This window comes from Xanthomonas sp. WHRI 7065, from assembly GCF_040203115.2.
GTDB classification, from domain to species: domain Bacteria; phylum Pseudomonadota; class Gammaproteobacteria; order Xanthomonadales; family Xanthomonadaceae; genus Xanthomonas; species Xanthomonas arboricola.
Genome location: NZ_CP168194.1, coordinates 4,719,882 through 4,738,908, shown reverse-complemented (window position 1 = coordinate 4,738,908; position 19,027 = coordinate 4,719,882). Strand labels below are relative to the sequence as shown.

At 66.2% G+C, this 19,027-nt stretch carries 13 protein-coding genes and 1 pseudogene; 11 read left to right on the top strand and 3 right to left on the bottom strand.

Annotated features, from left to right (window positions below; genetic code table 11):
* Positions 1 to 55: 55 nt before the first annotated feature.
* The 7 genes from ABQY64_RS19760 to ABQY64_RS19730 all read left to right on the top strand — a co-directional run bounded on the left by ABQY64_RS19760 (position 56) and on the right by ABQY64_RS19730 (position 9,324).
* Positions 56 to 1,366, top strand: coding sequence for a LysR substrate-binding domain-containing protein (locus ABQY64_RS19760; RefSeq protein WP_349780293.1), 1,311 nt, complete (start codon positions 56 to 58; stop codon positions 1,364 to 1,366).
* A gap of 13 nt (positions 1,367 to 1,379) precedes the next feature.
* The gene (cls, locus tag ABQY64_RS19755; RefSeq protein ID WP_349780294.1) at positions 1,380 to 2,798 is read left to right on the top strand and encodes a cardiolipin synthase; all 1,419 of its coding nucleotides are present in this window, start codon (positions 1,380 to 1,382) and stop codon (positions 2,796 to 2,798) included.
* 267 nt (positions 2,799 to 3,065) lie between these two features.
* Positions 3,066 to 4,460, top strand: a complete 1,395-nt coding sequence (locus tag ABQY64_RS19750; RefSeq protein ID WP_349780295.1) for an FAD/NAD(P)-binding protein — start codon at positions 3,066 to 3,068, stop codon at positions 4,458 to 4,460.
* Between the two features lie 364 nt (positions 4,461 to 4,824).
* Complete coding sequence (gene uvrD / locus ABQY64_RS19745) at positions 4,825 to 7,011, top strand: DNA helicase II (protein WP_349780296.1); 2,187 nt, start codon at positions 4,825 to 4,827, stop codon at positions 7,009 to 7,011.
* Between the two features lie 191 nt (positions 7,012 to 7,202).
* The gene (locus ABQY64_RS19740) at positions 7,203 to 7,805 is read left to right on the top strand and encodes a DUF6707 family protein (protein WP_349780297.1); all 603 of its coding nucleotides are present in this window, start codon (positions 7,203 to 7,205) and stop codon (positions 7,803 to 7,805) included.
* A gap of 381 nt (positions 7,806 to 8,186) precedes the next feature.
* Positions 8,187 to 8,768: a sugar O-acetyltransferase gene (locus ABQY64_RS19735; protein WP_349780298.1), complete on the top strand. Its 582-nt coding sequence runs from the start codon at positions 8,187 to 8,189 to the stop codon at positions 8,766 to 8,768.
* Between the two features lie 109 nt (positions 8,769 to 8,877).
* Positions 8,878 to 9,324 (top strand): universal stress protein, encoded by a 447-nt coding sequence (locus ABQY64_RS19730; protein ID WP_016902734.1) that lies wholly within the window; start codon positions 8,878 to 8,880, stop codon positions 9,322 to 9,324.
* A gap of 154 nt (positions 9,325 to 9,478) precedes the next feature.
* Here ABQY64_RS19730 and tagK read toward each other — a convergent pair.
* Positions 9,479 to 10,112: pseudogene (gene tagK / locus ABQY64_RS19725) on the bottom strand (transcriptional regulator TagK).
* Positions 10,113 to 10,622: 510 nt separating this feature from the next.
* On the opposite strand from tagK, the gene ABQY64_RS19720 reads away from it, so the two are divergent.
* The 3 genes from ABQY64_RS19720 (at position 10,623) to ABQY64_RS19710 (ending at position 14,226) form a co-directional block, all read left to right on the top strand.
* A complete protein-coding gene (locus ABQY64_RS19720) occupies positions 10,623 to 11,048 on the top strand; it encodes a DUF2147 domain-containing protein (RefSeq protein WP_065049531.1) in 426 nt (141 codons plus the stop codon).
* Positions 11,049 to 11,179: 131 nt separating this feature from the next.
* A complete protein-coding gene (gene ecfK / locus ABQY64_RS19715; protein ID WP_065049533.1) occupies positions 11,180 to 11,719 on the top strand; it encodes an ECF-type sigma factor EcfK in 540 nt (179 codons plus the stop codon).
* Positions 11,698 to 14,226, top strand: coding sequence for a tetratricopeptide repeat protein (locus ABQY64_RS19710; RefSeq protein WP_349780299.1), 2,529 nt, complete (start codon positions 11,698 to 11,700; stop codon positions 14,224 to 14,226). Before ecfK ends, ABQY64_RS19710 begins: the two co-directional genes overlap by 22 nt.
* A gap of 240 nt (positions 14,227 to 14,466) precedes the next feature.
* On the opposite strand, the gene ABQY64_RS19705 is transcribed toward ABQY64_RS19710, so the two are convergent.
* Positions 14,467 to 14,748, bottom strand: coding sequence for a DUF2782 domain-containing protein (locus ABQY64_RS19705; RefSeq protein WP_039515413.1), 282 nt, complete (start codon positions 14,746 to 14,748; stop codon positions 14,467 to 14,469).
* A 77-nt stretch (positions 14,749 to 14,825) separates the two neighbouring features.
* On the opposite strand from ABQY64_RS19705, the gene polA reads away from it, so the two are divergent.
* Positions 14,826 to 17,627 (top strand): DNA polymerase I, encoded by a 2,802-nt coding sequence (polA, locus tag ABQY64_RS19700; protein WP_349780300.1) that lies wholly within the window; start codon positions 14,826 to 14,828, stop codon positions 17,625 to 17,627.
* A gap of 430 nt (positions 17,628 to 18,057) precedes the next feature.
* Here the strand turns inward: polA and hemF are convergent, their stop codons facing one another.
* Positions 18,058 to 18,957 carry an oxygen-dependent coproporphyrinogen oxidase gene (hemF, locus tag ABQY64_RS19695; protein ID WP_349780301.1) on the bottom strand — a complete coding sequence of 300 codons (900 nt, stop codon included), beginning with the start codon at positions 18,955 to 18,957 and terminating at the stop codon, positions 18,058 to 18,060.
* Positions 18,958 to 19,027 lie beyond the last annotated feature (70 nt).

The following is a 19,027-nucleotide window of genomic DNA, read 5'->3' as shown; positions in this document are numbered from 1 at the left end:
TGCTGGCTCAAGATTCATTTGAGGTATGCATATTGGTTTTGCTTATAGTTAGAGCATGCCGCCGACTCCCGAGCCGAACCTTCGCCATCTCTACGCCCTGGTGGTGGTGCACCGGCTGGGCAGCATCAGCGCGGCCGCGCCGCAGGTGAATCTGTCGCAACCGGCATTGACCCAGGCGGTGGCGCGGTTGGAACAGCAGCTCGGCGTGCGCCTGTTCGAACGGCATCCGGGCGGCATGGTCGCCACCGAGGCCACGCAGTTGCTGGTGCCGCGCATCGCACGGGCGTTGGAGCAACTGGGTCGCGGCATCCGAGTGGCGCGGCGGGCGTTGCGGTTGCCGGCCCGGCCCGGCCTGGAGCGACGGGTCTCGCTGGGGCAACTGCAGGCGCTGGTCGCGGTGGATGTGGCCGGGAGTTATTCGCTGGCGGCGGCGCGCGCCGGGGTCTCGCAACCGGCGATCTACCGCGCGGTGCAGTCGCTGGCCGATGTGATCGAGGTGCCGCTGACGGTGCGCCGCGGCAAGACCATGCAGGCCACGCCGGTGGCCACGCGGCTGCTGCGGCAGGTGCGCCTGGCGCTGGCCGAATTGCGCGCCGGCCTGGACGAAGTGAGCGCGTTGCGCTCGCAGCACGCCGGCCGGATCGCGCTGGGGGTGATGCCGCTGGCGCGGGCGATCCTGCTGCCGCAGGTACTGGCGCGGTTTGCGCGCGCGCATCCCGGTGCCAGCGTCAACGTGGTCGAAGGCCCGTATGACGAATTGCTGGCGCATCTGCGCGAGGGCGGGCTGGACCTGCTGATCGGTGCGCTGCGCGAGCCGTTGCCGGTGCGCGATGTGCTGCAGGAGCCATTGTTCGACGACGAGCCGGTGATCGTGGCGCGCAGCGGGCATCCGCTGGCCGGGCGCGCCTATGCGTTCGCGCAGTTGCTGGACTATCCCTGGGTGATCGCCACCACCGGCACGCCGGTGCGCGCACGCTGGGAGCAGATGTTTCGCGATCAGGGCATCGAGCCACCGGCGCTGCGTATCGAATGCGGCGCGGAGCTCACCATCCGCGGGCTGCTGCTGGAAGGCGACTGGCTCACGCTGATGTCGCGCGACCAGTTCCTGTTCGAGCGCCGCGCCGGCTTGCTGTGCGAGGTCGGCCGCGCCGGGCCGCAGCTGCGCCGCCAGATCGGCATGACGCTGCGCAGCGACTGGCATCCCACCCGCGCGCAGTCGGCATTCGTGCAGACGCTGCGGCAGGTCTGTGCCGAGCGCGTGCAGCCGGCCGACGCGCAGGGCGGGCCGTTTCGCTATTGCGCGCCGATCGACGCGCCCGCCCCGTTGCGTTCACGCACCGGGCGGTCAGAATCGGAGCCTTCTTGAGAACGGATCGCTGATGCTGCCTGACTGGTTGCAAGGGACCTGGCTGTTGGCACTGGACTGGGCGATTCGCCTGGCCGCGCTGTTGTGGATTCCGGCCCGCACCACGCCGGGCGCGGCACGCAGCTGGTTGCTGCTGATCGGCTTCGTGCCGGTGGTCGGCCTGCCGCTGTATCTGCTGTTCGGGCATCCGTGGCTATCGCGGGTGCGGGTGGAACGCCAGGCCACTGCCTCGCAGGTGATCCGCGAGCAGCAACTGCCGCTGCATGCCTTGCGCTGGACCCCGCAGGCGGACACCAGCAGCGCCGAGGTGGTGCCGCTGATCGAACGCCAGGGCGATTTCATGCCCACGCTGGGCAATGCGGTGGACTTGCTGGACGACTACACGCGGTCGCTGCAGGCCTTGATCACCGCGATCGACATGGCGGAAAAGCGCGTGCATCTGCTGTATTACCTGATGTTCGACGATGCGGTGGGCGACGCGGTGGTCGCCGCGCTGCTGCGTGCCGGTGCGCGCGGCGTGCGCTGCCGCGTGCTGCTGGATGCGGTGGGCGCCAAGCGCGGTCTGCGCCATTACCGCAAGCAGCTGCAGGCCGGTGGAGTGGACGTGCTGGCGGTGTTGCCCGGCGGCCTGCGCTGGCGCCGCAGCGGGCGCATGGATCTGCGCAACCACCGCAAGATTGCGGTGATCGACAACCAGGTGGGCTTTGTCGGCTCGCAGAACCTGGCCGAGGCCGGCTTCATCGATGGGGTGCCCAATCGCGAGTTGGTGGCGCGCGTGCGCGGGCCGGTGGTCAATCATCTGGAAGCGGTGTTCGCCAGCGACTGGTTCACCGAAACCGGACAGCGCCTGGACGTATGGCCGGATGCGCCGGTGTGCGAGGCCAACATCGCCACGCAGCTGCTGCCCAGCGGGCCGGCGTATCCGTTCGAGAATGCGCGCGATGCGATCAACGCGGTGATCCATCTGGCGCGGCGCAAGGTGGTGCTGGTGACACCGTATTTCGTCCCCGACGAGGCCTTGCTCAGTGCCTTGCGCATTGCTGCGGTGTCGGGCGTGGATGTGCAGCTGATCCTGTCGGAGAGCAACAACCAGATCCTGGCGGCCTGGGCGCAGGAGGCGTATTTCGAAGAGCTGCTGCGTTGCGGGGTCAAGATTGCGCTGTATCGCCCGCACTTCCTGCATGCCAAGCACCTGAGCGTGGACGAGGACATCGCGCTGGTCGGCTCGATCAACCTGGACATCCGCTCGTTCGCGCTCAATGCCGAGATCGGCATGCTTTGCTACGACCAGGGCGTGGTGCAGCGCCTGCGTACGATCGAGCAGGATTACCTGGCCAATGCACGCCAGCTGGAGCTGGAGCAATGGCGCACGCGCCCGGCCTGGCGCCGCAGTCGCGAAGGCATTGCGCGCCTGGCCGATGCGTTGATGTAGTGCGTGCGGGCGCGGTCCATGCGCGCGCAGTGCCCGTTGTGGCGCAGTGGGTGCCTGCGGTGGCAGGTGAAGTGGGGGACGCGTCTGGGGCGGCAAGATCGCGCCGCATGCAAACGCGCCCGCGCTCGAATGGACGCGTCCGGCGACCGCTTTGTTGGACGGCTGCGCTGCGCCGCGCCGGCATGCGCGCGCGGGGCCATCCCGGCCATCGCCGCGGGCATGACCGCTGTCATCGGTGCGACGCGACGCATCGCCTACAATTGCCGGATGAATGAATTGCGTGGTCCCGGCGATGCAGTGATCGCCATCGTTGGCGGTGGCGCATCCGGGGTGCTGGTGGCGCTGCAGCTGTTGCGTCAGGCCGTGGCGCCGGTGCAGATCGTGCTGATCGAGCCGCACGCGGTGCTGGGCGAGGGCGTGGCCTACTCCACCGCGCGTCCCGAACATCTGCTCAATGTGCCTGCTGCGCGGATGAGTGCGTTGGTGGAGGCGCCGCAAGATTTCGTCGATTACCTGCGTGCGCATGCCTGCTGCCCGGAGCTGGAGGACACGCAGCTGCCGCAGCACTTCGTCGGGCGCCGGCACTACGCACCCTACTTGCGCGAACGCCTGCAGGCCGCGCGTGCGCAGAGCCCGGCGACGCTCACCGTGCACAGCGCCCGCGTGCAGACGCTGCACGCCGATGCCGACGGCGCGCGGTTGCAGCTCGACGATGGGCAGACCCTGCACGCCAGCAGCGTGGTGCTGGCGGTAGGCAATGCGTTGCGGCCGTTGCCGCTTCGCGGGGCCACCGGCCTGTCGGCAACCCAGCGGGTGGAAGCCTGGGATACCGAGGCGGTCGCCGCGTTGCCGCAGGACGCGGCGGTGTGCATCGTCGGCTCGGGATTGAGCATGGCCGACACGGTGGTGACGCTGGCCGCGCAGGCGCATCGCGGGGCGGTGCACGTGGTGTCGCGGCATGGGCTGCTGCCGTTGCCGCAGGCGCACTGCGTTGCGGCGGACTTCGATCCGCAGCCGTTGCTGGCGCTGTCGCTGCGTGCACGGATGCGTAGCTTGCGGCAGCACGCGCGGGTGGCGATGGCGCAAGGCCTGCCCTGGCAGAGCGTGATGGAGCGTGTGCGCCCGCTGAGTCAGGCCCTGTGGCAAACGCTGTCGGCTGCCGACCAACGCCGCTTCCTGCGCCACGTGGTGCGCTATTGGGATGTGCATCGTCACCGCATCGCCGCGCCGGTGCATGCGCAACTGCAGGCGATGCGCGCGCGCGGACAGTTGCAGCTGCATCGCGCGCGGCTGGATGTAGCGTTCCAGGCCGGCGCCTGCGTGCGGCTCAGTGCCGGCGCCAGTGCCGGGCATGCCTTGCAGCTGGATGTGCAGACGCTGGTCAACGCCACCGGCGTGGAAATGCGCGTGCAGGCGATGCGCAACCCGCTGCTGCAGCAGCTGCTGGGGCAGGGCATTGCGGTGGCCGGGCCGCACGGGATCGGGGTGGATACCGCTGCCGATGGCTGTCTGATCGACGCCGAGGGGCGCGCCAATCCGCGGTTGCGGGTGATCGGCAGCCTGCGGATCGGGTCGTTGTGGGAGAGCCTGGCAGTGCCGGAGCTGCGTGAGCAGGCAGCGGCGATTGCGCGGGATGTGTTGGGGCTGCCAGGCGGCGATTGATCGGCCAGCCGCGAGATCTGACGGGAGAGGGGCGTTGGTCCCTTCTCCCGCCGGGAGAAGCTGGCGCGTAGCGCCGGATGAGGGCGCCTCAGACCTCCATCAGTGCCTGCAGTGACAAACGCGTCGCCACGCGTCTTCGGAAGTGATGCACCGACTGCTTCGCCCCGTACCCTCACCCCAATCCCCGCTGCGCGCCCCGGCCCGCGCCATTGGCGCGGGCGCTCCAAGGCACGCGCGCCAATGGCGCGCAAGCGGTGCCTTCTCGCCCCGCAGGGGCGGATGAGGGTACGTGCGAAGCCCCGCATTCCCAACCGCTTCATCGCAATCTCAGCCGCAGCGACGCCACAACCGGTAAAATACGGCGGTGGATGTCTCTCATTTGCTCGATCATTTAAACCCCGCCCAGCGCGAGGCCGTTTCCGCGCCGCCGGGGCATTACCTCGTGCTGGCCGGCGCCGGCTCCGGCAAGACGCGCGTGCTGATCCATCGCATCGCCTGGCTCAACGAAGTCCAGGGCGTGCCCAACCACGGCATCTTCGCGGTGACCTTCACCAACAAGGCCGCCGGCGAAATGCGCCACCGCACCGACCTGCAGCTGCGCAACGGCAGCCGCGGGATGTGGATCGGTACCTTCCATGGGCTGGCGCACCGGTTGTTGCGCCTGCACTGGCAGGATGCGCGGCTGCCGGAAGGCTTCCAGGTCATGGACAGCGACGACCAGCTGCGGCTGGTCAAGCGCGTGGTGCAGGCGCTGGAGCTGGACGAGGGCAAGTATCCGCCCAAGCAGATGAGCTGGTGGATCAACGAGCAGAAGGACGAAGGCCGCCGTCCGCAGCATATCCAGCCCGAGCCCAACGACGACTGGACCGAGGTACGCCGGCAGGTGTACGCGGCCTACCAGGAACGTTGCGACCGCTCCGGCCTGCTCGATTTCGCCGAGTTGCTGCTGCGCGCGCACGAACTGCTGCGCGATACCCCGGCCTTGCTGGCGCATTACCGTGCGCGCTTCCGCGAGATCCTGGTCGACGAATTCCAGGACACCAACGCCATCCAGTACGCCTTCGTGCGCGTGCTGGCCGGCGAGACCGGCCACGTGTTCGTGGTCGGCGACGACGACCAGGCCATCTACGGCTGGCGCGGCGCCAAGGTCGAGAACGTCCAGCGCTTCCTGAAGGATTTCCCCGGCGCGCAGACCGTGCGGCTGGAGCAGAACTACCGCTCCAGCGCCAATATCCTGGGCGCGGCCAATGCGGTGATCGCGCATAACCCGGACCGGATCGGCAAGCAGCTGTGGACCGATTCCGGCGACGGCGATCCGATCGACCTGTATGCGGCCTACAACGAGGTCGACGAGGCGCGCTATGTGGTCGAGCGCGCGCGGCAGTGGGTGCGCGACGGCGGCAGTTATGGCGAAGTGGCGGTGCTGTATCGCAGCAACGCGCAGTCGCGCGCGCTGGAAGAAGCGCTGATTTCCGAGCAGCTGCCGTACCGTGTGTATGGCGGCATGCGCTTCTTCGAGCGTGCCGAAATCAAGGATGCGTTGGCGTACCTGCGCCTGCTCACCAACCGCAGCGACGATGCCGCGTTCGAGCGCGCGGTCAATACGCCCACGCGCGGCATCGGCGATCGCACGCTGGATGAAGTGCGCCGCCTGGCACGCGCCAACGCCTTGTCGCTGTGGGAAGCGGCAATGCTGTCCACGCAGGAAAACACCCTGGCCGCCCGCGCCCGCAATGCGCTGGCCACGTTCCTGAGCCTGGTCGGCCAGTTGCACGCCGAAACCGGCGACATGGAACTGGCCGAACGCATCGACCATGTGCTGATGCGCTCGGGCCTGCGCGAGCATTGGGCCAAGGAAAGCCGCAGCGGGCTGGATTCGGAATCGCGTACCGAGAACCTGGACGAACTGGTGTCGGTGGCCTCGCGCTTCACCCGCCCGGACGATGAAGACAGCCAGGGCATGACCGAGCTGGTGGCCTTCCTGGCCTACGCCTCGCTGGAAGCCGGCGAAGGCCAGGCCCAGGCCGGCGAAGAAGGCGTGCAGCTGATGACGCTGCATTCGGCCAAGGGCCTGGAATTCCCCATCGTGTTCCTGGTCGGCCTGGAAGACGGCCTGTTCCCGAGCGCGCGTTCGCTGGAAGAAAGCGGCCGGCTGGAAGAAGAGCGCCGCCTGGCCTATGTGGGCATCACCCGCGCGCGGCAGAAGCTGGTGCTGTGCTACGCCGAATCGCGACGCATCCACGGCCAGGACAACTACAACGTGCCCTCGCGCTTCCTGCGCGAGATTCCGCGCGAGCTGCTGCACGAAGTGCGCCCGAAAGTGCAGGTCTCGCGCACCGCCTCGCTGGGCGCGACCCGCGGCGGACCGGTACATGGCGTGGTCGAAGCCGCACCGATCAAGCTCGGCGCCAATGTCGAACACCCCAAGTTCGGCAGCGGCGTGGTGGTGGACTACGAAGGCGCCGGCGCGCACGCGCGCGTGCAGGTGCAATTCGACGACGTCGGCGCCAAGTGGCTAGTGATGGCGTACGCGAATTTGACGCTGGTGTAGCGGCGGTTGGTGGTTGATGCAGATGCCGTAGGCATACAACCGATCGGCTCCATTCCGGCCCGCACGCGCGTGCAGTCTTGCTTGCGCATATGTAGCCGATTACGTTACGGGACAGCGATGACCAAGGCGCGCAGACAGATGAAGAAAAAGATCGTCATTCTTGTGAGCACTTCATCATGCCGGATCACATTATGAACGCTTTCGAGGCACTCGGTCTTTTTTCAAATGCCGATAAAAAAATAGCGCAGCACTTGGAGAAGTTGCCAGCCAATAAAAAGAGAACAGCCAAAGGCGTCCTTGAGTCATCAGTGAAACTGGCGTATGTGCTGTTTGCCATGGGTGACACGCGCGCTGCCTCTGAACTGGTAGAGCCTATTTCCCAGATCCCTTTTGCCAATAGCTATGATTGTTGGACTTGGATTGAAGCTGCCTTGGTGATGAAGGGTCGGCTGGCAATTGCTCAAGGTCATAACGAAGAATATGACGAGGCATTTCGAGCCGCCGTTGCCGCTCTTAAATCAGGCAGCGAGCTTCAAATGACGGTAAAGGCAAATGTTCACGAACGTTTTATGGATGGACAGACGCTGGACACGGCGTTTGAAGATGAAGAGAATGTCGTGGATGAGTTCGAAATGCGACTTTCCTATATCACTGCACTTATGAAGATTGAATTTTTTGGGTGCAGCGAAACTTGGGCTGACTCCAGAATAGAAAGTGAGTTGTTGAGCAATATTGCTCGGATGAACGATATCATTGTGGCCAAGGGGATCTATAAGCTTGCACCTTACAAATGATTGGGCCGCTGAAAGTTTTAGCGGCTGAGGGTGCATGCTGGTTGTAACGATACAGTCTTCTGGCAGTTGGTCATGCGCCGGTGCGCCGCCTTCGTAACCGGAACTTGTAACGTCAACTTGGCAGTCTACGAACGGAGCGCAGTGGTCCCTGCAGGAGACGAGGCGCATGGCGCCCGTTGCGCCTGTTTCACTGCGGCCAGGTTTCTTCCATCGCGGCTAATCTCCAGGTGCTCCGGCGCCGAGAAGCGATAATCGTCCATCAGCGTGGCATGCACGTTCCTTGAACCTGTGCATCCGCACGATTGGTGCATCGCTCGATGCCTTCTTCGCGGCATCCGTGACACCCTGTGCCGGCACCGATCGCACAGAGATACGCGCACCATGCAGACCGAGAAACAAAAAATGCTCGCAGGCGAGCTGTACAACGCGGCTGATACCGAGTTGCAGGCCGACCAGGCGGCAGCTGCCGGCTGGATGGCGCGCTACAACGCCAGCGCCGCGCAGCCGCCCGCCCAGCGGCACGCGCTGCTGGTCGAGCGGTTGGCCGATGTGGGCGAAGGCGCGGTGATTCGCCCGCCGTTTCATTGCGACTATGGCTACAACATCCGTCTGGGCGCGGGTGTATTCCTCAACTTCAATTGCGTGATCCTGGATGTCTGCGAGGTCAGCATCGGCGAGGGCACGCAGGTGGGCCCTGCGGTGCAGTTCTATGCCGCCGACCATCCGCGCGACGCGGCAGGACGCGCCAGCGGGCTGGAGTTCGGGCGGCCGATCCGTATCGGCCGCAACGTGTGGATCGGCGGCGGTGCGATCATCCTGCCTGGCGTGAGCATCGGCGACGACGCGGTGATCGGCGCCGGTGCGGTGGTCACCCGCGACGTGCCGGCCGGCGCGATCGCGCTGGGCAATCCCGCGCGCGTACGCGCAAGCCGCGACGCTGCCGATGCCGCGCCAACCGATTGAGTGTTGCAGCACGCCGCGTGGCCGCATTGATGCGCATCAATGCGTGTACCGCAGCGCACTGTCAGGCTGATTGCGCCGGCAGCCAGGCCGGTCATCCAAGGAGGTCACCATGTACAAACGTATCCTGATCGCCATCGATGCGTCCGAGTTGTCGCATCGCGGTTTGTTCCAAGGCCTGGAATTGGCCAAGGCCACCGGTGCTAAGGTGGATATCGTCACCGTGTCCGAGCCGTGGGCAATGGGCATGTACGACGCGATGGGCTGGAGCGTGGGCTACGAGGCAAGTCCGGAGTACCGCAAGGAACGCGAAGCTGCCGCAGAGAAGATCCTGCGCCCGGCGCTGGAGCTGGCGGCTGCGGCCAATATCAAGGCCACGTCGCGCCACGTGCTGGACCGCTTCGCCGCCGAAGGCATCGTGCAGACCGCCAAGGAGTGCAACAGCGATCTGATCATCATGACCTCGCACGGCCGCCGTGGCATGCGCCGCATGCTGCTTGGTAGCCAGACGGTGGAGGTGCTCACGCACAGTTCGATCCCGGTGCTGGTGATCCGCTGATCGTTGGATGTTTTGCTGCGCCAAAGCAGATGCAAAGCGTCCTACGTTCCAAGTCGCACAATCTCTCGTAGGAGCGCGCCTGAGCGCGACGGGGCGTTATCGGTAAAGCCTCATCGCGCTCAGGCGCGCCCCTACGCGGATTGCAAATTGGAGGTCAGCTTTCCATTGGTGCCGGCTGTGCAAGACGCCGTAGCGCTTCGGTATGCGCCAGCGTGGCGGGCTGCACCGGCAGCGTGCCGGCGCACACCGATGCGTGATCGCGCTGCGCATCCTCGCCCAGCTCGCGCATGAAGCGCCACACCGGCATGTAGTGTCCGCGGCGTGGTGAATGCGGCGGCGGCGCGGCGCGGCACTGGCGGCGCCATTGCATCGGCGGCATGCCGAAACGCTGCTGGAAACAGCGTTGGAACTGCCGCTCCGACGCAAAGCCCATTTCGTACAGCAGCCAGGTCAGGCCGCACTCCGGGTAGGCCTGCAGATAACGGTACGCAGCGCACAGGCGCTGCTCGCGGATATAGCTGGCCACGCCCCCGCGCGACTGGAACAGCCGGTACAACGACGCACGCGACAGCCCGAACGCCTGCTGCAGGGACTCGGTACCGAGCTCGGCCTCGCCGATGTGCTGCTCGATGTAGGTCAGCAGATCGATCATCAGCGGCGCATGCGCCTCCACCGATGCCGATGCTTGCGGGACGATGGCGCCGTAATAGCGGGTGTCGCTCATGCGGGTGCTGCCTGCGGCCCTCCCCGGGGCCTGTCATCTGGTCAACCGAGAAAAGCGGCGCCAACCCATCATCGCCTTTCGTGAATTCGGTGCTGCGTCACGCATTGGTGCGAGCGACCGCGATCCAGATCAACCGGCCGGCCCTTTCCTTGATGCACCGTGACACTGGAAAGCGCATGACCCGGCCTGCACGTCGGGTGGTGGCTACTGCGGAGCCAATGGCATCGCATCAAGATCGGGGCCGGCAACAGCCAGCACGGGCGTTGCGTGAGGCCGCGCTGATTCGCGGATTCGAAAGGGTGAGCTATGGAGCGCGATGCCGTCCGACAAGATCAAGTGGTGTGCAGGTACTGGTGTTTTGTTAGCAACCTTAAGTGCCCCGCAAGCTGCCTCCCAGATGACGCTGCAGGTTGAGCGCGATGCCGGGTTGCCGAGCCTCGGCTAATCAAGTCCCAAGAGTGCGTCAATAAGATCGAAGCTCCTGACTCAATCACTCCAGAGTCAGTCGTCCGTTATCAGCCAGGCCTGCCAGCCACGCTGGTCTTCGCGTCTTATTGAAGGTTGAACCAAGCCAATGAGCCACGTTATCTCTGCCACACGCTGTCTGGTATTTGCCCTTGCCGTGCTGAGTGTGCCTGCATTCGCTGCCGAACCGATCACCGGAAAATGGTTTACCGATAACCAGCAGGCCCTGGTGGAAATCCGGCCCTGTGGCGCGTCGCTCTGCGGCACCATCGTCAAGGTCTTGAGGAGCAAGCCCGGTAGTGCAAAGACCGATGTCTTCAATCCGGATCCGGGCAAGCGCAACAACCCGGTGGAAGGCACGGTGATCCTCAGCGAACTGGTGGATGCCGGGGATCTGTGGAAAGGCAGGATCTACAACCCCGAGTCCGGCAAGACCTACAACGCCAAGCTCACGCGCGGGGCGGATGGCTCCTTGAAGGTGGAAGGCTGCGTGGCCTTCATCTGCCAGGGGCCGACCTGGCAGCCCGCACCTTGATGGCTGCCTGACCTGCTGCCCCACGCGCGTTTGCCAGGGACGGCGCAGGCGAGCTAAACCGTTTGGTTTTGAAATGCCTGCCCGGTCGCCAATGCGGGATACTGCGCTTCCACGCAGGCGAGATGGACCGGATGTCCGAGCTGCCGATCACCGAGTTGTTGCAGGCCTGGCAGCGCGATGAGCCCGGCGCGGGCGATGCATTGGCGCGGCAGGTCTATGAGGTGCTGCGCTCCACCGCGTTGCGCGAGCTGCGGCGCGATGCGCGTGCCGGCCTGCAGGCGACCGAGGTGGTGCACGAGGCCTGGATGCGGCTGGAGCAGGGCCAGCAGGCGTTTCGCTCGCGCACGCATTTCTATGCGGTGGCGGCGCTGCAGATGCGCCATCTGCTGGTGGATCTGGCCCGCCAACATGCCAGCGCCAAGCGGCTGGGGCAGGCGGTGACCCTGACGATCAGTTTGTCCGACGGCGCGCCACGGCCGGAGGCCTTGATGGTGGTTGCCGATGCCTTCGACAAGCTGGCGCGGGTGGACGAGCGCAAGGCCAAGGCCTTCGCGCTGACCGAGCTGGTGGGTTTCAGCGTGGCCGAGGCGGCCGAGCAACTGGAGGTGTCGGTGCCGACGCTGGAGCGCGACCTGCGCTTCGCGCGGGTGTGGCTGGCGGCGCAGCTGTGAGCAGTGCCGCCACCTCCTGGCAGCGATTGGAGGCCTTGTTCCATCAGGCCTGTCAGCTGCCGGTGGAAGCGCGCGAGGCATTCGCGCGTACGCAAGCCGGCGACGATGCAGTGCTGCGTGATGAGTTGCTGGCGATGCTGGCGGTGGAATCGCAGGCCACGCTGCGCGTGCGTGCGCCGCTGCAACAGGCCGCTGCTGCACTGCGCGCGCCGCTGCCGGAACTGCCGGCCGGCACGCGCTTCGGTGCCTGGGCGATCGACCGCCTGATCGGCGCCGGCGGCATGGGCCAGGTCTATCTGGGTCATCGCGCCGACGGTGCCTACGAGCGCGAGGTGGCGATCAAGCTGGTGGCCGCCGAAGCCCTGGATGTGCAGGGCCGCGCCTTGTTCGAGTTCGAATGTCGGCTGCTGGCGCAGATGGTGCACCCGGCGATCGCGCAGATTCACGACGTGGGTACCGATGCGCACGGCCGTCCGTATCTGGTGATGGAGTATCTGCGCGGCGAGCCGATCACCTGGTGGTGCGATGCGCACCTGCTGTCGCTGCAGGCGCGCGTGCTGCTGATGCTGCGGGTTGGCGAGGCAGTGCAGCACGCCCACCAGAAAGGCGTGATCCATCGCGATCTCAAACCGAGCAACGTGCTGGTCAGCGCGGTCGACGGGCGGCCGATGCCGGGCGTGATCGATTTCGGCATCGCCATCGATGCGTCCAACCCCGGCATGACCTCCGCGCATGGCCGCGGCACGCCCGGCTACATGAGCCCGGAACAGGCGCGCGGCGCGCCGGAGGTGGACGCACGCAGCGACATCTATGCGCTGGGTGCGATGTTCTACGAACTGAGTTGCGGGCTGGCCCCGGTGGCAGACCGCGACGGCGTGCCGCAGCCGCCATCGCAGCGGGTGGCGGCAGTGCCGGCGGATGCGCGCGCGCGCATCTGCGCGGCCCGTGCGACCACCCACGGCAAGCTGCAGGATCAGCTGCGCGATGGCCTGGATGCGATCGTGCTGCGCGCGCTGGCGCCGGAACCGGGCGCGCGCTACGCGTCGGTGTCGGCCTTGCTGGACGATCTGCACCGTTGGCTGGATGGTTATCCGCCACATGCGTTGCAGGCCGGCGGCTGGTTGCGGCTACGCAAGTTCATCCAGCGCCATCGCAGCGGCGTGCTGGCTGCTGCACTTGTTTCGATCGCGCTGGTTGCCGGCCTGGGCGCAACACTGTGGTCGCTGCAACACGCTGCGCGCGATGCGCAACGCGCGCAGGTCACCGGCGACTTCATGAGTTCGGTGCTGTCCAGCGTGGACCCGGGCATTGCGCAGGATCTGGACAAGACGCTGATGCTGCGTGTGCTGCAGCAGGCCTCGCAGCGTGCCGCGCGTGAGTTGGCCGATCAGCCGGATGCTCGTACGCAGGTGGAGCTGACCCTGGGCCGCACGCTGATCGCGCTGGGCGATTATCCGCAGGCCGTGCTGCATCTGCGCATCGCCCAGACATTGGCGCGGCAGCACACGGGCGCAGCCAGCGTGCCGGCCCTGAAAGCGGCATGCATGCTCGGCCAGGCACTGACCGGCGCTGGCAAGGCGAACGAGGCCGAACAGACGCTGCGCCAGGGCATCGCGCTGGCCGCAGGCGGCAACGCAGAACAGCAGGCGCTTGGCAACGAAATGCACGCGCGCTTGGCCTGGGCGTTGCGCGACCAGGGCCGCATGGCCGATGCCATGGCAGAGAGCCGGCATGCCTATGTCGCCGCGCTGGCCAACGGTGCCACCACCGCCGATCAACGCATCGATGCCGGCAATGTCTATGCCGGCCTGCTGGCCGATGTCGGCCAGCTGCTGCCGGCGATCGCCCTGCAGCGCAGCCTGCTGCGCGAGCGCATCGCCATGCGCGGGCCGGAGCACCCGCTGGTGCTGTCGATGCGCAACAGCCTGGCGGTGTTCCTGCTGATGCAGCGCGACTTTGCCGCTGCCGAAACCGAACTGGCCTCGTTGCTGCGCCTCACCCGCAAGCTCTACGGCGACAACGCCGCCGACACCTTGATGGTGGAAAGCAACCTGGCCGACGCATTGCGGCAGCAAGGCAAGCTGGCCGACGCCGGCCCGCATTACCGCGCAGTCCTGGAGCGCGCGCGCACCCTGTTCGGCGACGATGCGCCGGCCACCATCGCCTATCGCAGCAACCATGCGTTGTGGCTATTGGACAGTGGTCAGCTTGATGCCTCGCTGGCCGAACAGCGCGCATCGCTGGCGTCGTCCATGCGGGTGCTGGGCCGCGCGCATCCACAGACCGCCGAGATCCTGCGCGGCCTGTCCGAAGCCGAGCGCAGGCTCGGCCAGATGGCCGCCGCGCGCGACCACGCGCAGCAGGCATTGCAGATTCTGACCGGCATCTACGGCGATGCCGAACAACCCTTGCGCGCCGCACGCCAGACCTTGGCCCTGGTCGCCCCGGCCAAGGCGCTTCCCGCAATCTCCAGCGCAGAAACCACAACGTCGGTGGCACAACGCTGAGATGAAGTCTCGGGCCGGCCCAGTGCCGCCGGCCGACAGCTGCCGCAGGGCGGCAGCGCAGACAATCCCTGTCGCCATGCGGCGGAGTACCGAGAACCACCGGGCCATCTCGCCCGGCACTAGGCTGGTGTCACCGAAACCAGCGCCGGAAGGTCCGCCAGGCTTACGCTCTACGATTCCCGATTCCCGATTCCCGATTCCCGATTCCCGATTGCCGATTGCCGATTGCCGAATCCCGAATCACCAGCTATACAGCTTCCAATACACCTTGTTGACCTTGTCCTTCTCCGCATCGGTATGCCCGTCGTGATCGCGGTCGTACAGGAAGTAGGGCGCACCGCGTGCAGGCGTCACCCGCACCATTTCCAGCTGGCCGTTGACCCGGTACTCGTCGACCTTGTCGCCATTGCCCATGGTCTTGCTGGTGACATCCGCGCCGGCCGGCACATCGCCGACCGCGCCGCTGGTGGCGCAGCCGCCGAGCAGCAGTAACGGCAGCAGCAAAAGACTTGCTCTCTTCATCGTCGTCATCCGTTCTAGGTCGTCGGCAAGTATGCGCCGGCACGGTGTGGCGTGAGCGTGCAGCGTAGAATTGGCGCATGAGCAGATTAGTCCTGATCGACGGGTCCAGTTACCTGTACCGCGCGTTCCACGCGCTTCCGCCGCTGACCAATGCCCACGGAGAGCCCACCGGTGCCTTGTTCGGCGTGGTCAACATGCTGCGTGCCACCCTGAAGGAACGCCCGGCCTATGTCGCGTTCGTGGTGGATGCGCCGGGCAAGACCTTCCGTGATGACTTGTATGCCGACTACAAGGCCAATCGCCCGTCGATGCCCGACGACCTGCGCGCGCAGGTGCAGCCGATGTGCGACATCGTGCATGCGCTGGGCATCGACATCCTGCGCATCGACGGCGTGGAAGCCGACGACGTGATCGGCACGCTGGCCTTGCAGGCCGCCGCCGATGGCCTGAGCGTGACCATCTCCACCGGCGACAAGGACTTTGCCCAGCTGGTCCGCCCGGGCATCGAACTGGTCAACACCATGAGTGGCAGCCGCATGGATTCGGACGAGGCGGTGATCGCCAAGTTCGGCGTGCGCCCCGACCAGATCGTCGACCTGCTGGCGCTGATGGGCGACACCGTGGACAACGTGCCCGGCGTGGAGAAGTGCGGCCCCAAGACCGCCGCCAAATGGCTGGCCGAATACGACTCGCTCGATGGGGTGATCGCCAACGCCGACAAGATCAAGGGCAAGATCGGCGACAACCTGCGCGCCGCGCTGCCGCGGCTGCCGCTCAACCGCGAACTGGTCACCATCAAGACCGACGTGACCCTGGCCAGCGGCCCGCGCGCGCTGGACCTGCGCGAGCCCAACGCGGAAACGCTGGCGGTGCTGTACGCACGCTACGGCTTCACCCAGGCGCTGCGTGAACTCGGCGGTGCAGCCGCCCAGGCCGGCCTGTCGACCGAACCGATGCCGTTGGGAGCCGCCGCAGCCAGCGCCCGCACCGAACCCGGCCGCGCGCGCGGCACCGGCTTCGTGTCCGGCCCGGCCAGCGCCCCGGTGGAAGTGGACCCCGCGCTGTCGGCGCCCGGCCAGTACGAGACCATCCTGACCCAGGAACAGCTCGACAGCTGGATCGCGCGCCTGCGCGCCGCCGGCCAGTTCGCCTTCGATACCGAAACCGACAGCCTGGACCCACTGCAGGCCGATCTGATCGGCCTGAGCGTGGCGGCCGAGCCCGGCCAGGCGGCGTATCTGCCGTTCGGTCACAACTTCCCCGGCGCCCCGGCCCAGCTCGACCGTGCCCAGGCGCTGGCGCAGCTGGCGCCGTTGCTCACCGACCCTGCGGTGCGCAAGCTCGGCCAGCACGGCAAGTACGACCTGCACGTGATGCGTCGCCACGGCATCGCCCTGGCCGGCTACAGCGACGACACCCTGCTGGAGAGCTTCGTGCTCAATTCCGGCAGCGCCCGCCACGACATGGACAGCCTGGCCAAGCGCTACCTGGGCTACGACACGGTCAAGTACGAGGACGTCTGCGGCAAGGGCGCCAAGCAGATCCCGTTTGCCCAGATCAGCCTGGACGACGCCACCCGCTACGCCGCCGAAGATGCCGACATCACCCTGCGCCTGCACCAGGTGCTCGGCCCCAGGCTGGCCGCCGAGCCGGGCCTGGAGCAGGTCTACCGTGACATCGAGATGCCGCTGGTGGAAGTGCTGGCGCGTATCGAAGCCAACGGCGTGTGCGTGGACGCGGCCGAACTGCGCCGCCAGAGCGCGGACCTGTCCAAGCGCATGCTCGCCGCCCAGCAGAAGGCCACCGAGCTGGCCGGGCGCAGCTTCAACCTGGACTCGCCCAAGCAGCTGCAGGCGCTGCTGTTCGACGAGCTCAAGCTGCCCGCCGTGGTCAAGACGCCCAAGGGCCAGCCTTCGACCAACGAAGAGGCGCTGGAAGCCATCGCCGACCAGCACGAGCTGCCGCGGGTGATCCTGGAATACCGCGGCCTGACCAAGCTGCGCAGCACCTACACCGACAAGCTGCCGGAGATGATCCACCCGCAGTCCGGGCGCGTGCACACCAGCTACCACCAGGCCGGCGCGGCCACCGGGCGGCTGTCCTCGTCCGATCCCAACCTGCAGAACATCCCGATCCGCACCGAAGACGGCCGCCGCATCCGCCGCGCCTTCGTCGCCCCGGCCGGGCGCAAGCTGATCGCCTGCGATTACTCGCAGATCGAGCTGCGCATCATGGCGCACCTGTCCGGCGACCCGGGCCTGGTCGGTGCGTTCGAGTCCGGCGCCGACGTGCACCGCGCCACCGCCGCCGAGGTGTTCGGCCGCACCATCGACACCGTCAGCGCTGACGAGCGCCGCGCCGCCAAGGCGATCAACTTCGGCCTGATGTACGGCATGAGCGCGTTTGGTCTTGCCCGCCAGCTCGGCATCGGCCGCGGCGAGGCGCAGGACTACATCGCGTTGTATTTCAGCCGTTACCCGGGCGTACGCGACTTCATGGAAACCACCCGTCAGCAGGCACGCGACAAGGGCTACGTGGAGACGGTGTTCGGCCGCCGGCTGTATCTGGACTTCATCAACGCCGGCAGCCAGGGCCAGCGCGCCGGCGCCGAGCGCGCCGCCATCAACGCACCGATGCAGGGCACCGCCGCCGACATCATCAAGCGCGCCATGGTCAGCGTGGACGGCTGGATCGCCGACCACGCCGAGCGTGCGCTGATGATCCTGCAGGTGCACGACGAACTGGTGTTCGAAGCCGAGACCGATTTCGTCGATACGCTGCTGAGCGAAGTGACCACGCGCATGTCGGCCGCGGCCGAATTACGCGTGCCACTGGTGGTCGATTCCGGGGTTGGCGATAACTGGGATGAGGCGCACTGACGCAGCAGATAAGGCTGATATGCTGAATGCGCAGACCAGACATAATACGAATCGAGCCTGTGCCGATGGAATGAATAACCGCTAAATTCTACATATTTTTAACAGTTATCTTCACGATCCATCAATGTAGAAAATGGTGTTATATCCCTCGACGGGCGCAACGCCTGTCGGCAGATCTCTCCCATCCCCTGGAGCAGATCTCGGAGCGGAAACTACTCCCCAAGTTTCCGTTCCCTGGCCCCGCCGACCTCCCCCTGGTCTGCGGGGCTTTTTATTTCCGACCTGCAATTATTTTGCTATGCAACATAACCGGTTCATCGTATTGCACGATTCACCGGCATCGCTGGAAATCACAAATTTAAATAGGCCGAATAAACTCGATCAATCAACACAGCGTTTCATTGGCGCTGTGTTTTTTTAATTGACCGATTCAACCGAGCCAATCGCGTGGGACCAGATAGTCCATCAGCCGTGCCTCGGCGCTGCCCGGTTCCGGCGTGAAGCCGTATTCCCAGCGTACCCGTGGGGGCAGGCTCATCAGGATGCTTTCGGCGCGCCCGCCACTTTGCAGGCCGAACAACGTGCCGCGGTCATAGACCAGGTTGAATTCCACGTAGCGGCCGCGGCGGTAGAGCTGGAACTCGCGTTCGCGTTCGCCGTAGGGGGTGTCCTTGCGGCGCTCGACGATCGGCAGGTAGGCATCCAGGAAGCCGTCGCCAACCGCGCGCTGGTAGGCGAAGTCGCGTTCGAAATCCTGCCCCAGGTCGTCGAAGAACAGCCCGCCCACGCCACGCGTCTCGTTGCGGTGACGCAGGAAGAAGTACTCGTCGCACCAGCGCTTGTGCGCGGCATAGCGCTCCTCACCGAATGGCGCACACAGCGCCTGCGCGGTGCGGTGCCAGTGCAGCACGTCCTCGTCCACCGGATAGAAGGGGGTCAGGTCGAAGCCGCCACCGAACCAGGCCGCCACCACCTCGCCATCGCGCTCGGCACGGAAGTAGCGCACATTTGCGTGGGTGGTGGGGATATGCGGGTTGTGCGGGTGGAACACCAGCGACACGCCGCAGGCGCGCCAGGTCGCCCCTGCCAGCTCGGGCCGGTGCGCACTGGCCGAAGGCGGCAGGCGCGAGCCGGACACATCCGAAAACCCGATGCCGGCCTGCTCGAACACCGCGCCATCGCGCAGGATGCGGGTGCGCCCGCCACCGCCTTCCTCGCGTTGCCAAAGGTCTTCGGCAAAACGCGCGCTACCATCGATGGATTCCACGGCAGCGCAGATACGGTCCTGCAGGCCGGTCAAATAATCGCGTACACGGTCGAATTCGTTCATGCCACGATTCTAAGCGGTGCATCGCGCTTCATGCAGTCGGGCAAACGCGCCCGTTTGTCGCAGGGCGAGG

Coding starts and splice junctions, on each gene's coding strand:
- ABQY64_RS19760 (WP_349780293.1), top strand. CDS start 56: ATGCCGCCGACTCCCGAGCCGAACCTTCGCCATCTCTACGCCCTGGTG.
- cls (WP_349780294.1), top strand. CDS start 1,380: ATGCTGCCTGACTGGTTGCAAGGGACCTGGCTGTTGGCACTGGACTGG.
- ABQY64_RS19750 (WP_349780295.1), top strand. CDS start 3,066: ATGAATGAATTGCGTGGTCCCGGCGATGCAGTGATCGCCATCGTTGGC.
- ABQY64_RS19740 (WP_349780297.1), top strand. CDS start 7,203: ATGAACGCTTTCGAGGCACTCGGTCTTTTTTCAAATGCCGATAAAAAA.
- ABQY64_RS19735 (WP_349780298.1), top strand. CDS start 8,187: ATGCAGACCGAGAAACAAAAAATGCTCGCAGGCGAGCTGTACAACGCG.
- ABQY64_RS19730 (WP_016902734.1), top strand. CDS start 8,878: ATGTACAAACGTATCCTGATCGCCATCGATGCGTCCGAGTTGTCGCAT.
- ABQY64_RS19720 (WP_065049531.1), top strand. CDS start 10,623: ATGAGCCACGTTATCTCTGCCACACGCTGTCTGGTATTTGCCCTTGCC.
- ecfK (WP_065049533.1), top strand. CDS start 11,180: ATGTCCGAGCTGCCGATCACCGAGTTGTTGCAGGCCTGGCAGCGCGAT.
- ABQY64_RS19705 (WP_039515413.1), bottom strand. CDS start 14,748: ATGAAGAGAGCAAGTCTTTTGCTGCTGCCGTTACTGCTGCTCGGCGGC.
- polA (WP_349780300.1), top strand. CDS start 14,826: ATGAGCAGATTAGTCCTGATCGACGGGTCCAGTTACCTGTACCGCGCG.
- hemF (WP_349780301.1), bottom strand. CDS start 18,957: ATGAACGAATTCGACCGTGTACGCGATTATTTGACCGGCCTGCAGGAC.